The sequence below is a fragment of the Rhodococcus sp. NPDC079359 genome (assembly GCF_040702585.1).
Classification (GTDB): Bacteria; Actinomycetota; Actinomycetes; order Mycobacteriales; family Mycobacteriaceae; genus Rhodococcoides.
This window is the reverse complement of record NZ_JBFBLH010000003.1, coordinates 588,353-602,824: the sequence shown is the minus strand read 5'-3', so window position 1 is coordinate 602,824 and position 14,472 is coordinate 588,353. Positions and strand designations below refer to the sequence as shown.

Sequence of the window (14,472 nt, the reverse complement as noted above, 5' to 3'; positions counted from 1 at the left end):
GTTCGCCCGAAGATAGGGAACTCGCCCGATGTGTGGACGGTGCGGCGGAGCCAGAGTGGGTCCATGTACTCCACCTACGAAGTTCTGGCCGATCACGAACGCCGTGTTGCGGATTCGCTGCGAGCGTACGACCGCCGGGTGCGCAGGCGTGCACAGGACGACGGCCGGCCACGAGCGCGGCGTAGTTTGTTGGCGTGGCTCGCACTCTGATCGGACGGGACGCCGAACTTGCAGCGCTCGAACAGGTCGTCGCGGACGCTGCCAGAGGCGTACCTGCCGCGGCCGTCGTGTCCGGCGACGCCGGTGTGGGCAAAACGCGACTGCTGGCAGAATTGCGACGCAATGCGGAAGCACGCGCAACTCGGGTATTGGTCGGGCGGTGCTTGGACCTCGGTGAGGTCGGCATTCCGTATCTCGCGTTCACCGAATTGTTCGGTCCACTCCCGCACACCACACGGACCGAACTGTTCGATGCTGCCCTGGTTGCGCTGACTGCAGCCGGGGCCGACCGCCCGGCGGTCCTTATCGTCGAGGATGCGCACTGGGCGGACACCTCCACCCGTGAGCTCATGACATTTCTGCTGTCGAGACTCGCGAAAACTCGTGTTGCACTGATGATCTCGTATCGTAGTGATGATCTGCATCGCAAACACCCACTCCGACAGTCGCTCTCCGAGTGGGCACGTCTGAGCTACGTCCGTCGAGTCGACCTGCCGGCTCTCGATGCCGAATCGTCGTACCGCCTCCTCGACTCGCTTCCCGCGGCAACGGATGTGGCATCCCGGGACGTCATCGTGGAGCGATCGGGTGGCAATCCGTTTTTCATCGAGGAACTCGTATCTGCCGGCCAGCGTCCGGGATCGTCGATTCCGCCCGGCCTTGCCGAGCTACTGCTGGTCCGGCTCGACGCCTTGTCGCCCACGGCGAAGTCGGTAGCCGAAACGATGGCGGTGGGTGGCCCCCGCGTCGCGCACGAGGTTTTGGCAGAGGTGACCGGTCTGGACGAGGACCGACTCGAACACGTGATCCGCGAGATCGTCGACGCCCGGCTCGTGGAGACCACCGACTTCTACTACGTCTTTCGGCACGCGCTTCTGGCCGAAGCCATCTACGACGACGTCCTGCCCGGCCGTCGTGCGAGGTTGCACGCTTCTTTCGTCGACACGCTCACCGAACACCGGCATCGTGGCGCTGCCGCGGACCTGGCTCGACACGCAGGATTGGCCCACGATCTGCCGAAGGCGTTCAGAGCCCACGTCGATGCGGGCCGCGAGGCGATGACGCTGGCGGCACCTGCTGAAGCCATGGCTCACCTCGCCGCCGCACTGGAACTGCGACAGTCGCAATGGGAGCCGACGGAAACGGCACTGGTGTTGGAGTACGCGGTGGCGTCGACGACAGCAGGGCAAGACCTGCGGGCGCTCTCTGTGGTCCGTGCCGAACTGGAACGGGGTGGGGATGCGTTGTCGATCCCCGATCGACTCGACTTGTTGCACCCAGAGGCGACTTCGGCTCTGGCGATCGAACGTGAGGATTCGGCCCTGGTGGCCGTCGAGCAAGCGTTGATCATCGCGGAAGCGGAGGAATTCGCCCCATGGAGGGTGCAATTGACCGCTCTCGGTGCCCGGATAACCGATTCGTTGGGCAGGGAAGATCAGTCGCTCGCCTGGGCTGAGGAGTCTGTGCGTATTGCAGAGTCCCTCGGCGATCCGGGGCGGTCGGCAGATGCGCGAATTACGCTGGCACGCTTGCACGGACGCCATAATGACCCCGCGGCGTCGCGCACGCTCCTCGTTCGTACCGCCGCACTCGCGCGAGAAAGCGGTGACATCGGGGATCTACTGCGCAGCAAGTTCAATCTCGGAATGGTCGAATTCGACGACGGCAATTTCCTGTCGGCCCAGGAATCGTTCGAGGAGGCAGTCGAGATCGCTCGTTCCACGGGCCGCCAATGGACGCCTTACGGAGTCGGGGCACGGGTCCAGCTTGCGAACGCGCGGTACTACTCGGGTGATTGGACACTGGCCCTTGCCGACTTGGCTCGGATCGAATCGGCCGCACCACCTTTGGGTTCGGCCGAGCAGCTGTGCGCAGGATTTCAGATTCGAGCCGCGATCGGGGACGAGGAGCTCGCGGCCGACATCGAACGCGTGCGCCCCTACGAGTCTCAGGATGGCTTCATCACGATTCTGAGGAGCGCAGCTGTTGCCTATACCGCGTTGTGCAACGGGCGGTTCAGCGAAGTGATCACCTGCATAGAAGACGCTGTCGCCACCGTGGGTGCGCAATGGCACAACCCATGGTTCGGCGGGCGCATCAGACTGTCGGTACTGGGGATGGAAGCGGCGCGCCGCGGGTCTGCCGTCATCGGTGCGCAGGCCGCATTGGACATCGGATCACGCCTGCACTCCGAGATCGAACGCACAGCGAGTTCCAGCCCGTCCTACGGCTGGGAGTCGACCGCCTGGATACGGCGAGGCGAGGCCGAGTTGGGTCACCTGCGGCTCAATTGCGGATACGGGGACGCCGCCTCCGTAGTGGCGGCATGGCGTGCGGCCGTGGACGCGTTCGCAATTCAGCCGTTCGAGCGCGCCCGGGCGCTGCAGTCGCTCTCCGAAGCCCTCGAGGCGGCGGGTGACCGGTCGGCATCCGCACACGCGGCCGACGAGGCCATCGCGATCTACGACCGACTCGGGGTCACCGTGCGACTCGGCGATACACGTCGACCCGCAGGCGCGCACCTGCTGACTCGACGCGAGTGGGACGTTCTGGAACTGCTCGGCGAGGGATGCACCAACAAGCAGATCGCCGAGCGACTCGTGATCAGCGTCAAGACCGTCAGCGTGCACGTGTCGAATGTGCTGACCAAACTCGGAGCCCAGAACCGCACGGAGGCAGCGCGATTCGCGAAAGGGAAGTCGAGTGAATAGGGCGGGGCGGCGGGGCTCCGGGCTGCGAGAACGAATCGGTTTGAGCAACGCTCGTCGGCGTGGGCACGTGGCTGGTGTGGTGTAACGGGCAGATTCGCACGCGCCCAACGAACGAATCGATGCTCTTTTCGGGGTCGTCTACGTGAGGCGTCGAACCGACACCCTCTATTTCGGCGGATGTGAGTGGAGCAAGGCGTTGTACAGCCGCACTATCGCCTCGCGTACTTCGGCAGGATCGATGTAGAGGTTTTTCTCTTTCAACGCGTCCTCGAGCGCCTTGCCATCGGAAATGTTGTCGGGCACCAGGACGTGCCACTTGTATCCGCGTGGGCGCGGGCGGATGCCGGCCTCCGCGAGATACGAATTGATGTCGTCGTTTTCTTGCTGTAAATCGGCTTCGGTGAAGGGTTCGTACCAGACTTCCTCGGGCACCTTGCCAGGGTGGCCGCGTGTCACTCTTACCGGCCCGTGCGCGGTTGCGGGATGCGCTGTTCGATAACATCTTTGAGGTCCTGCGATCCATGCCGTAAGTGCACCGTGCCCGTTGGGTATCACGCTGACGTACCGACCCGCCGGCAGCACGTCAGGAATCTCGTCCTCAGCGGCGGACGACGGAAAGTCGCCCCAGTACTGCGCCATGTTGTACCTCTCTGCGGGTCGCCCGAAATCTACTATCAACGATCGACTCGTTGGTTACGGGTTCGGTGGTCTTTTTGGAACGAAATGCGAGGAGTCGACCGTGATAGTGGCGACGACGTCGGCATTGGCAGGGTCGGCAAAAGCATCCGGTGTTGTCGATCGCACGGTGACCGTCGCTGACTCGGCTGTCAGGTCGATCTTCGACGCCGTACCGTCGGAGTCGATGCGGCGCAACATAGTTGTGCCGTCGACGCACCACCGCGTGCCGTCGACCGCCGTAGCGCGGTCTGCTCGAATAAACCGGATGTCGTCGGGTCCGTCGACGGGAGTGAGGCGTCGGGTAACTCTGTTCAACAATCGAACTCGCTGCTCGTCCGGGTAAGTTCTGATCACTCCATGGCGTCGGTTGCTGTTCATCGACGACCGTGTCCTCACCAGGAGATACAGCTGTCCCTCGTGGACTGTTGTGGTCCAGCTGCCTTCCGTGGTGTATCGCTCGATGTTCAGCTCACCCTCGGGAGAAATGGTGCACAGGTGGATATCGTGCTCGGAGGTGATCCAGAAGCCGTCGTCGATCGCGTGTATCCGACGCGACCAGCGGTCGACCGAAGGTTCGATGGTCAGCGGCAGCAGGTAGCGAGTGACGACCGGAACTGCGCCCGCCGTATCGACCTGCAGAAGAACCGGGTCCGACGAGTGCATGACCCAGATCGAATTTCCCCTGATCGTCACAGCTCCAGCTACGAACGGTCTGAGCGAAGAGGGGTTGTCGTCGAGATCGATGTCGATCAGTACACCCGACGCGACGAAGCCGCCGTCTTCGGTGTCCTTGGACGGCCACCATTCGTGTGCGACGGGAATGGCATCGATCTCAGTGAGCTGGTTGGTTCCATCAATGGTGGTCCAGCCGTTTTCTGTCGGTCGAACTTGTTGGTCGACGAGATGCATCGAGCGGATGCGACCGTGGACGCGGGGTGGCGCGTCCACGCCGAAGTCGGTGAGCATCGCGTTGAACGTTCCGGTCAGAGTGACCTCGCCAGTGGTGGGCTCGTCGGTCCACCACTGGGCGCTCCAGCCGTCGCCGTAGACGAGATGAAGCCAGAGTAGACGCCCATCGCGGTGCATGCTGGGTGCTCGGCCGTAGGCGGGTCTGGCTATGGCAGTGCGTGTTTCGTCGCACGGGCTAGGTGCATCCGCTAGCGAGTAGTGCTCGAGGGCGACGTCCGCGAGATCACCGACCGATGCGCGGGGAAAAGATCCATCCTGAATGACCCACCCTGCAACAAACACTCGAAGGGTGCGTGGAGACGAAGCGTTCATGCATTTCCCGACGCAGTAGGGGAGGCCGCACGACGAGGCGTGGCGGGCGTCGGGTCACCGTGTTCTGAAGACTACATGCGTTGATGGAAGCGAAGTATTCATTCGAAAGACTGCGGTTGTTGCTACGCGTTCTTTCTCCCCGTCTGGCACGGAGTGAAGTCGGCACCGAATGCGTCGAACAGTGTCCGTCCCACTGCACCATCTCCCGAGTCCAGATCGTCATCCACGGTGGAGGTGCATGGCAAGATCGATGCCATGTCCCGCACACTGCACCTCGTCGGCGATCCTGAGGCCGATGCACTGCTCGCCGAGGATCCGTTCGCGCTGCTGATCGGCATGCTGCTCGATCAGCAGGTACCGATGGAATCGGCGTTCGCAGGACCGAAGAAGCTCGTCGACCGTCTCGGCGATCTGAACGTCGATACCGTCGCCGACGCCGATCCCGACGAGTTCGCTGCCCTGTGCGCGCAGACCCCGGCCGTCCACCGGTTCCCGGGTTCGATGGCCAAGCGCATCCAGGGGCTCGCGGCGTTCCTGGTCGAGAACTACGACGGCAAGCCGCAGGAGATCTGGACTCGGGACGATCCAAACGGTGCCGAAGTACTGAAGCGTCTCAAGGCCCTCCCCGGCTACGGCGATCAGAAGGCCCGCATCTTTCTCGCGCTGCTCGGCAAGCAGATGGGGGTCACGCCAGACGGTTGGCGCAAGGCCGCCGGAGCGTACGGCGACGACGGTGCGCGTCGATCCATCGCCGACGTGGTGGACGAGAAATCGCTGCTCGAGGTGCGCGAATTCAAGAAGGCAGCGAAAGCCGCAGCCAAGAACAAATAAGTTTGTCGGTGCCCGTCGATACAGTGGCCAGAACTTTCACCGGGGGGCGAAATGACCGACAGTATCGAGACCTACGAGGGCTGGCTGGCGACTCTCGACGAGGACGCACTGACCGATCTGCTGCATCGTCGGCCGGACGTGGCCACCGATCCGCCACCGCGCTCGTTCGGCTTGCTCGCGCAGTTGCTCGGTGCACCGTCTCGGGTGTCGATGCTGCCGCGTCGACTCGACAGCGGCGCGCTCGCTCTCCTCGAATTGTTCGCGCTCATGGGCGATCTGAGCCGAGCCGAGATCGGGCACTGGGCGAGTGAGGGCTCCATCAACCAGACGCCGCACATCGATGCCGCTATCGCCACACTGACGGCCTACGGGTTGATCTGGCCGCACTCCTCGCCCGGTGCAGGCACCGTCGAATACTCACCCATCGATCTGTCCGGGGTGTTCTCGCATCCGTTCGGACTTGCCCGCAGGCAGCGAAAACTGTTCCTGCACTGCGCCGTCGAGCAGGACCGGCTGGCTGTGCTGTCGATCCTCGGAATCGACCCGGCGCTCGAGCGAGGGGCGCGCGCAGACGCCGTTGCAGCCGCGATGACGCCCGAACGCATCCGTGAACTGTTCGACGGTGGGTCGGAGGAGATGCGAGCGATGTTGTCTCGCTTCGTCGATGGCAAACCGGTGTCACTTATCTTCGACATTCCATCGAGCGCGGGGACCCCTGCCTTCGAGCGGGGATTGTTGTACCGACTCGACGGGCACCGCGTCGAGATGCCGCTGGAGGTGAGCATCGCCCTGCGCGGGGAGGGGTGGCGTCTGCCCATCGAACTCACGCCGCCGACTTTCGACACCCGCGTGCTCTCGCACGACGAGGTGCGGCGCACTCGTTCCATCGCACTGCTGCAGTTCTGCGAACACACGCAGGCATTGCTGACGGCCATCGACGCCGACGGCCTGACGACGATGAAGACCGGCGGCGTCAGTGCCAAGGAACTTCGGTCGCTGACGAGCAGGTTGGGATTCGCCGACGAACACGACACCGCGTTGATGTTGATGCTGGCACGCGAAGCCGGGCTGCTGGCCGAACGCGGAAAGACCGGCGTCGCGTTGACCTCGGCCTACGAGACATGGTCGACGAGCGCCCGAGCCGAACAGGCGGCGACGCTGGTGACCGCGTGGTGGAGTTCGCCCTTCACTCCCACCCACCGAGTTCCCCGCGCATCCCAGAAGACCGTTCCCGTGCTCAAGAAGATGCTCGACGACCCCGCGGCAGCGGACCTGCGCGCGACGGCGCTGACAGCTCTGCTCCGATACGAGGACGTCGCCTCGCCGGTGACGGTTCTGCAGGATGCCGAGGAGTTCGCCCGGTACCTGGACTGGCACATCCCGGTCGTCTCGACGAGCGCCGGGCCCGGCCACGTGCACGCGCTGTGGTTGGAGGCGAGTCGACTCGGGATACTGGCCGACGGTGCACCGACCGATCTGTGCCGCACCCTCACCGAGTTCCCCGCGGGTCGAGACGGTGACCCGCGCGAAATCCGTGCGGCTCTGGCCGCACAGTTGCAGGACATGGCCGAGTGGGTTCCGTTCTCCGTTCGGCTGTTGCCCGATTCCACCGCGGTGGTGACCGGACCACCCAGTACCGAGGTGGCGTCGATTCTCGGCGCGGCCGCGCAGCCCGAGTCGAGGGACGTCGCATCGGTCTGGCGGTTCACCCCTGCGACCATCCGGGGGTTCTTCGACACCGGCGGCACCGGCGACGAGCTGATCGATGCGTTGACCGCGATGGCCGACACCGACGTACCCCAGGCTCTGAGCTACACGATCCGGGACTGCTGGCGTACCTACGGCGCACTGGCCGTGCGCAGAATTCCCTGCGCCATCGTGTCCGAGGACGTCGTGCTGCTGACGAACATCGAGACCGACGAGTCCCTGGCCGTGCTGCAGTTCCAGCGCCTCGCTCCCACCGTCCTGGTCAGTTCGGCCACGCCGATCGACACCATCGCAGTGCTCCGCAGGCACGGATACTCCCCGGTGCGGCACTCCGACACCGGGCAACTCCAACTCGACAGCGCACCTCGCATTCGCGCGGGGGAATCCCGGCCGACGCATCGTGCCGTCCACCCGGCACGGCACCGACGCGAACCACGCGAGCTCGCGCGGCTCCTGCTGGCCGGCAGCGGCGGAACCGTCGACGAGGCACGAGTTCGGTCTGCGCTGGATTCCCACAGCCGGCTGTTGCCGCGTGAGCTGGATCTGTTGACCGACGCCGCAGCGCGCGGCACGCCCGTCACGATCGACTATCAGAACTCCAGGGGAGCCATCGTGCGGCACGCGATCTCGGATGCGTTGCAGGACGGCCATTGGCTGTACGCGCTGTCGGAATCGACCGGAAGCCGCGAGAGCTTCGCCGTCATGAACATCAGAGCGGTATCCACCGCCGCACAATGACCGGCGATGCAACTGTGTCCGTGGTCGCCGGTACCCTTTCGGGCGTGGCCCTCTACCGGAAGTACCGTCCTGCGACGTTCGCCGAGGTCGTCGGTCAGGAGCACGTCACCGAGCCGATCAGCGTGGCGTTGGACAGCAACAGAATCAACCATGCCTACCTCTTCTCCGGGCCGCGCGGCTGCGGAAAGACCTCCTCGGCGCGGATCCTCGCCCGATCGCTGAACTGCGCCGAAGGTCCCACGTCGACGCCCTGCGGCGTGTGCAACTCCTGTGTCGCCCTCGCCCCCGGTGGACCCGGCAACTTCGACGTCGTCGAGATGGACGCGGCCAGCCACGGTGGCGTCGACGATGCCCGTGATCTGCGAGACAAGGCCGTGTACGCCCCGGCCGAATCGCGCTACGTCATCTTCATCATCGACGAGGCACACATGGTGACCCCGGCGGGCTTCAACGCGTTGCTCAAGGTCGTCGAGGAACCGCCCGAGCACCTCGTCTTCATCTTCGCGACCACCGAACCCGAGAAGGTTCTCCCCACCATCCGCTCGCGTACCCACCACTACCCGTTCCGGCTGCTCGCGCCGTCGACGATGCGCGTTCTGCTGGAAAAGATCTGCGGCCAGGAACAGGTCCCGGTCGAAGACGCGGTCTACCCGTTGGTCATCCGCGCCGGCGGCGGCTCGCCCCGTGACTCGCTCAGCGTCATGGATCAGCTCCTGGCCGGAGCCGGTCCGGAAGGCGTCACGTACCCGCGAGCACTGTCGCTGCTCGGCGTCACCGACGTCGCGCTGATCGACGAGGCCGTGGACGCATTGGCTGCGGGCGACGGCGGCGCACTGTTCGGCACCGTCGACAAGGTGATGGACGCCGGCCACGACCCACGCCGGTTCGCCATCGACCTCCTCGATCGCATGCGAGACCTGATCCTGATGAAGGCCGTGCCCGACGCCGGAGAACGCGGTCTGGTCGACGTGCCGGGCGACGTACTCGAGCGACTGCGTGACGAGGCCGATCTGCTCGGCTCGGCGACGCTGACTCGCTACGCCGAGATCGTGCACTCGGGACTCGGCGAGATGCGTGGTGCCACCGCCCCGCGTCTGCTGCTCGAAGTGATGTGCGCCCGCATGCTGCTGCCCTCGGCCTCCGACGCGGAATCGGCGGTGCTGCAACGACTCGAACGCGTCGAACGTCGCTTGGACGTCACCCTTCCGGCGGGGGAGCAGGCAGCCGTCGCCCAGGCAGTTGCGGATCCGACGCGACCGCAACTGCAACCCACCGAGGAGCCCGCACCCTCGGGTCCGGCACCGGTGAGCAAATTCCAGCGACCGTCACAGCGCCCACCGGCCGCAGAGCCGACAGCGCCGACACCGGCACCGGCACCAGCTCCGGTGGCAGCCGCTCCCGCAGTCTCAGTTCCCACACCGGCACCCACGCCCGAGCCGACATCTGAACCTGAACCGGTTCCGACACCCGCACCAACACCGGAGCCCGAGCCCACACCTGAGCCAGCTCCGGCACCCGAGCCCACACCTGAGCCAGCTCCGGCACCCGAGCCCACACCGACGCCCGAGCCCACACCAACACCCGAGCCGGCACCGACACCCGAGCCTGAGTCCGTCCCGGAACCCATTGCCGTGCAACAGGATTCGGCCCCGGCGGCCCCGGCGGCCCCGGCTGCCCCGGCTGCCCCGGTCGCCCCGGCTGCACCAACTGCCTCGACGTCACATGAGGACTTTCCGCCGGAGCCCGAAGACGATTACGGTCCCGAACCGGATCCCGTGTTCGAGTCGGAACCGGAGCCCGTGGCGGCCCCTGCCCCCGCGTCGAACGAACCCGACGCAGCTGCGGTTCGCGCGGTGTGGTCCGAGGTGCGTACGAAAGTACGGGAGCGGAGCCGGACCGTCGAGGTGATGCTCTCCGGAGCCTCGGTGCGTGCCGTCGAGAACGGCACCATCACGCTCGGCCACGACTCGGCACCGTTGGCCAAGCGGCTGGAGGAACCCCGCAACGCCGACGTCATTCGCGACGCTCTGCGTGACGTGTTCGGCGTCGAATGGTCGGTGGTATGTCTGGTCGGTGCCGCGGCACCACCGGAACAGTCATCAGCAAAAAAAGATGAACCGGCAGCGAAACCCGCGTCGCTGCCGAAGTTCTCGAGGCCGAGCCAGGCAGGGGCTCCCCGTCCCACGTCGGACGGGTTCGGATCAGCGGGCGACGGATCCTCGGCCGGCATCGGGGCGGACGACATTCCGATGCCCGAAGCCCCGGACTATCCGGACGAGCCCGAGCCGGTAGGGCCACCGCCGCCGGAGACCCCGGAGGACGAGGAAGAGTTGCTCAAGGCTGCCGCCGAGCCTGCCGATCCCACGGTTCGCCGGGACCCGGAGACAGTCGCGATGGAGCTGCTGGTGAGCGAACTGGGAGCGGTACCGCTCAAAGAGATCTGATCGACGGGTGACTCAGCCGACGGTGAGATCCTCGTTGTCGGCGAACACCAGGCGGCCACTGTCGAGTGCCACGGCCCAACGCCGTGCCACCGCCCATTCCCTCGACGTGGTGTCGGGGGTCTGCACGCCGAAGTCCTCGACGATGGCTCCGGTCTCGTAGGCGTCCTGACCGGACTCGTCGTCGGTGCCGGTGGTGTGAATGCGTACTTTGACGCGGGCGCCCACGGTCAGTTCGTTGTCGGTTTCCATGGAGGGTCTTCTTCCGCGCTCGGTAGATCTGATCTATCCGAGTGTCCCATGCCGACTTCGTTCAAACCTGAACTTCCGCGCCGGTCATGGAGAACGCTCGTTTCGGTCCTTATGTCGGATCGACCCGCGGCCCTACTGTGAAGTGAGCTGAGGTCTGTTGTGGCCTCGCATCGACGCGGTCGGCCAGCACGGCGACGGCGACGCCGATCGAGAATGTGGAAGGAACTGCGCGCTGTGACTACAGAGGCATTCATTTATGAAGCCATCAGGACTCCCCGAGGCAAAGGAAAGAACGGCTCCCTGCACTCGGTGAAGCCGATTTCCCTGGTGACCGGCCTGATCGACGAGCTTCGTCGACGTTTCCCCGACATGGACGAGAACCGGATCTCCGACCTCATCCTCGGAGTGGTCTCGCCCGTCGGAGACCAGGGTGCCGACATTGCCCGCACTGCCGTGCTCGCTGCGAAGATGCCCGACACCGTCGGCGGCTTCCAGCTCAACCGTTTCTGCGCGTCCGGCCTCGAGGCCGTCAACCTGGCCGCGCAGAAGGTGCGTTCGGGTTGGGACGAGCTCGTCGTCGCCGGTGGCGTCGAATCGATGTCGCGTGTGCCGATGGGCAGTGACGGCGGCGCGTGGGCCATGGACCCCGCCACCAACTACGACACCTACTTCGCCCCGCAGGGCATCGGTGCCGACCTCATCGCCACCATCGAGGGCTTCACCCGTGAAGACGTCGACGCCTACGCCGCGCAGTCGCAGGAGCGTGCCGCAGCAGCGTGGTCGGGTGGATACTTCGCCAAGTCCGTCGTACCGGTCACCGACCAGAACGGTCTGCTGATCCTCGATCAGGACGAGCACATGCGTCCGGGCAGTACCGTCGAATCGCTCGGCAAGCTGAACCCGGCCTTCACCGGTATCGCTGCCATGGGCGGATTCGATGACGTCGCACTGCAGAAGTACCACTGGATCGAGAAGATCGAACACGTCCACACCGGCGGTAACAGCTCCGGCATCGTCGACGGCGCAGCACTCGTCCTCGTCGGCAGCGAGCAGGCCGGCAAGGATCTGAACATGGTTCCGCGGGCGCGCATCGTCGCCACGGCCACCAGCGGTGCCGACACGACCATCATGCTGACCGGGCCGACCCCGGCGTCGAAGAAGGTTCTCGCCACCGCGGGGCTGACCGTCGACGACATCGATCTCTTCGAGCTCAACGAGGCGTTCGCGTCCGTCGTGCTGCGGTTCCAGAAGGATCTGAAGATCCCGAACGAGAAGCTCAACGTCAACGGCGGAGCCATCGCCATGGGCCACCCCTTGGGAGCTACCGGCGCGATGATCACCGGCACCGTGCTCGACGAGCTCGAGCGCCGCGGCGGTCGCTACGCGTTGATCACCCTGTGCATCGGCGGCGGCATGGGCGTTGCCACCATCATCGAGCGAGTCTGAGGTAAAGGCATGAGCAACAACATGATTCAGTGGGACCAGGACGCCGACGGCATCGTCACGCTGACAATGGACGACCCCAACCAGGGCGCCAACACGATGAACCAGCTGTACAAGGACTCGATGGGTGCCACCGTCGAACGCCTCGAGGCCGAGGTCGACTCCATCACCGGTGTCGTGATCACGTCCGCCAAGAAGACGTTCTTCGCCGGCGGCGATCTGCACACCCTCATCGCAGCCAAGCCCGAGGACGCCCAGCAGGTGTTCGACGAGGTTCAGGAAGTCAAGGGGCAGCTGCGTCGCATCGAGAAGCTCGGTAAGCCAGTCGTGGCCGCCATCAACGGCGCAGCACTCGGCGGCGGACTCGAGATCGCCCTCGCGACGCATCACCGCATCGCGGCCGATGTTTCCGGCGTCCAGATCGGTCTGCCCGAGGTCTCGCTCGGACTGCTTCCCGGCGGCGGCGGCGTTGCTCGCGTCACGCGACTGCTCGGCATCCAGACCGGCTTCATGACCGTCCTCGCCCAGGGCACCCGGTTCCGTCCGGCGAAGGCTCTCGAGATCGGTCTGATTCACGAATTGGTCGGCAGCATCGACGAATTGGTGCCCGCCGCCAAGGCGTGGATCAAGGCCAACCCCGAGGGTGGCGTCGCACCGTGGGACGTCAAGGGCTACAAGATCCCCGGCGGTACGCCGTCCAACCCGAAGCTCGCGCAGATCCTGCCTGCATTCCCGTCCAACCTGCGCAAGCAGATCAAGGGCGCACCGATGCCGGCTCCGCGCGCGATTCTCGCTGCGGCAGTGGAGGGTGCGCAGGTCGACTTCGACAATGCGTGCACCATCGAGTCGCGGTACTTCACCGAGTTGGTCACCGGACTGGTGTCCAAGAACATGATTCAGGCGTTCTTCTTCGACCTGCAGGCGATCAACGCCGGTAAGTCCCGCCCGGACGGCATCGAGAAGACCACGTTCACCAAGGTCGCGGTTCTCGGCGCAGGCATGATGGGCGCGGGTATCGCGTACGTGTGTGCCAAGGCCGGAATCGATGTGGTGCTCAAGGACGTTGCCCTCGAATCGGCTCAGAAGGGCAAGGCCTATTCCGAGGCGATCGAAGCCAAGGCGCTCTCCCGTGGCAAGACCACCCAGGAGAAGTCCGACGCTCTGCTGGCCCGTATCCACCCGACGGCCGACGCCAAGGACGTCGAAGGCGCAGACCTCGTCATCGAGGCCGTCTTCGAGTCGGAGGAGTTGAAGCAGAAGGTGTTCCAGGAGATCGAGGACCTCGTCGATCCGACGGCGCTGCTCGGTTCCAACACCTCGACGCTGCCCATCACGAGCCTCGCTCAGGGCATCAAGCGTCAGGAAGACTTCATCGGAATCCACTTCTTCTCACCCGTGGACAAGATGCCGCTGGTGGAGATCATTCGCGGCGAGAAGACGTCGGATGCAGCCTTGGCCAAGGCATTCGACCTGGTGCAGCTCATCAAGAAGACCCCGATCGTCGTCAACGACAGTCGCGGCTTCTTCACCTCGCGTGTCATCGGCACGTTCATCAACGAGGCCATCGCGATGTTGGGCGAGGGCGTCGAGCCGTCGACCATCGAGCAGGCCGGTCTGCAGGCCGGTTACCCGGCTGCGCCGCTGCAGCTCTCGGACGAGCTCACGCTCAACCTGATGCAGAAGATCCGCAAGGAGACCTACGACGCGCTCATCGCCGCGGGTCAGAGTCCTCCCGAGGATCCGGCCGGTGCCGTCATCGACAAGATGGTCGACGAGTTCGAGCGTCCGTCGAAGGCCAAGGGTGCGGGCTTCTACGAGTACGAGGACGGCAAGCGCGCCGGACTGTGGCCCGGACTGCGTGATGCGTTCAAGTCGGGCTCGGCGGACATCCCGTTCGAGGACCTCAAGGAGCGCATGCTGTTCATCGAGGCCATCGAGACGCAGAAGTGCTTCGACGAGGGTGTCCTGAACACCACCGCCGACGCCAACATCGGCTCGATCTTCGGCATCGGATTCCCCGCCTGGACCGGAGGCGTGCACCAGTACGTCGTCGGCTACCCGGGTGGTCAGGCCGGATTCGTCACTCGTGCAGACGAATTGGCGAAGAAGTACGGCGATCGCTTCCAGGTTCCCGCCTCGCTGCGCTAGTGCCAAGGCAGTGGTGTGGTTAT

The 14,472-nt window shown here is 65.0% G+C and carries 10 protein-coding genes; 7 read left to right on the top strand and 3 right to left on the bottom strand.

All coding sequences use genetic code 11. The annotated features are described in order from the left end of the window. Positions 1–63: 63 nt before the first annotated feature. Positions 64–210: a hypothetical protein gene (locus tag AB0362_RS11175; protein ID WP_366235621.1), complete on the top strand. Its 147-nt coding sequence runs from the start codon at positions 64–66 to the stop codon at positions 208–210. Continuing rightward, complete coding sequence (locus AB0362_RS11170; protein WP_366235620.1) at positions 195–2,930, top strand: LuxR C-terminal-related transcriptional regulator; 2,736 nt, start codon at positions 195–197, stop codon at positions 2,928–2,930. The genes AB0362_RS11175 and AB0362_RS11170 overlap by 16 nt, the downstream gene beginning before the upstream one ends. A gap of 165 nt (positions 2,931–3,095) precedes the next feature. Here the strand turns inward: AB0362_RS11170 and AB0362_RS11165 are convergent, their stop codons facing one another. After that, the gene (locus tag AB0362_RS11165) at positions 3,096–3,569 is read right to left on the bottom strand and encodes a DUF5956 family protein (protein WP_366235619.1); all 474 of its coding nucleotides are present in this window, start codon (positions 3,567–3,569) and stop codon (positions 3,096–3,098) included. A gap of 54 nt (positions 3,570–3,623) precedes the next feature. Beyond that, entirely contained in the window at positions 3,624–4,694 is a 1,071-nt protein-coding gene (locus AB0362_RS11160) for a hypothetical protein (protein ID WP_366235618.1), read from the bottom strand. Between the two features lie 450 nt (positions 4,695–5,144). On the opposite strand from AB0362_RS11160, the gene AB0362_RS11155 reads away from it, so the two are divergent. From AB0362_RS11155 to AB0362_RS11145, 3 genes are read left to right on the top strand one after another with little or no spacing between them, the layout of a single operon-like run. After that, positions 5,145–5,720 carry an HhH-GPD-type base excision DNA repair protein gene (locus tag AB0362_RS11155; protein WP_149407259.1) on the top strand — a complete coding sequence of 192 codons (576 nt, stop codon included), beginning with the start codon at positions 5,145–5,147 and terminating at the stop codon, positions 5,718–5,720. A gap of 51 nt (positions 5,721–5,771) precedes the next feature. Beyond that, positions 5,772–8,165: a helicase-associated domain-containing protein gene (locus AB0362_RS11150; RefSeq protein ID WP_366235617.1), complete on the top strand. Its 2,394-nt coding sequence runs from the start codon at positions 5,772–5,774 to the stop codon at positions 8,163–8,165. A 44-nt stretch (positions 8,166–8,209) separates the two neighbouring features. Continuing rightward, entirely contained in the window at positions 8,210–10,609 is a 2,400-nt protein-coding gene (locus AB0362_RS11145) for a DNA polymerase III subunits gamma/tau (RefSeq protein ID WP_366235616.1), read from the top strand. A 12-nt stretch (positions 10,610–10,621) separates the two neighbouring features. Here AB0362_RS11145 and AB0362_RS11140 read toward each other — a convergent pair whose 3' ends face one another. Further along, complete coding sequence (locus AB0362_RS11140) at positions 10,622–10,858, bottom strand: hypothetical protein (RefSeq protein WP_068050455.1); 237 nt, start codon at positions 10,856–10,858, stop codon at positions 10,622–10,624. Between the two features lie 234 nt (positions 10,859–11,092). Here AB0362_RS11140 and AB0362_RS11135 point away from each other — a divergent pair, with 234 nt between their 5' ends. Then, positions 11,093–12,304, top strand: coding sequence for an acetyl-CoA C-acetyltransferase (locus tag AB0362_RS11135; protein WP_149407263.1), 1,212 nt, complete (start codon positions 11,093–11,095; stop codon positions 12,302–12,304). A 9-nt stretch (positions 12,305–12,313) separates the two neighbouring features. Then, complete coding sequence (locus AB0362_RS11130) at positions 12,314–14,449, top strand: 3-hydroxyacyl-CoA dehydrogenase NAD-binding domain-containing protein (RefSeq protein WP_366235615.1); 2,136 nt, start codon at positions 12,314–12,316, stop codon at positions 14,447–14,449. The last annotated feature ends 23 nt before the right edge of the window (positions 14,450–14,472 follow it).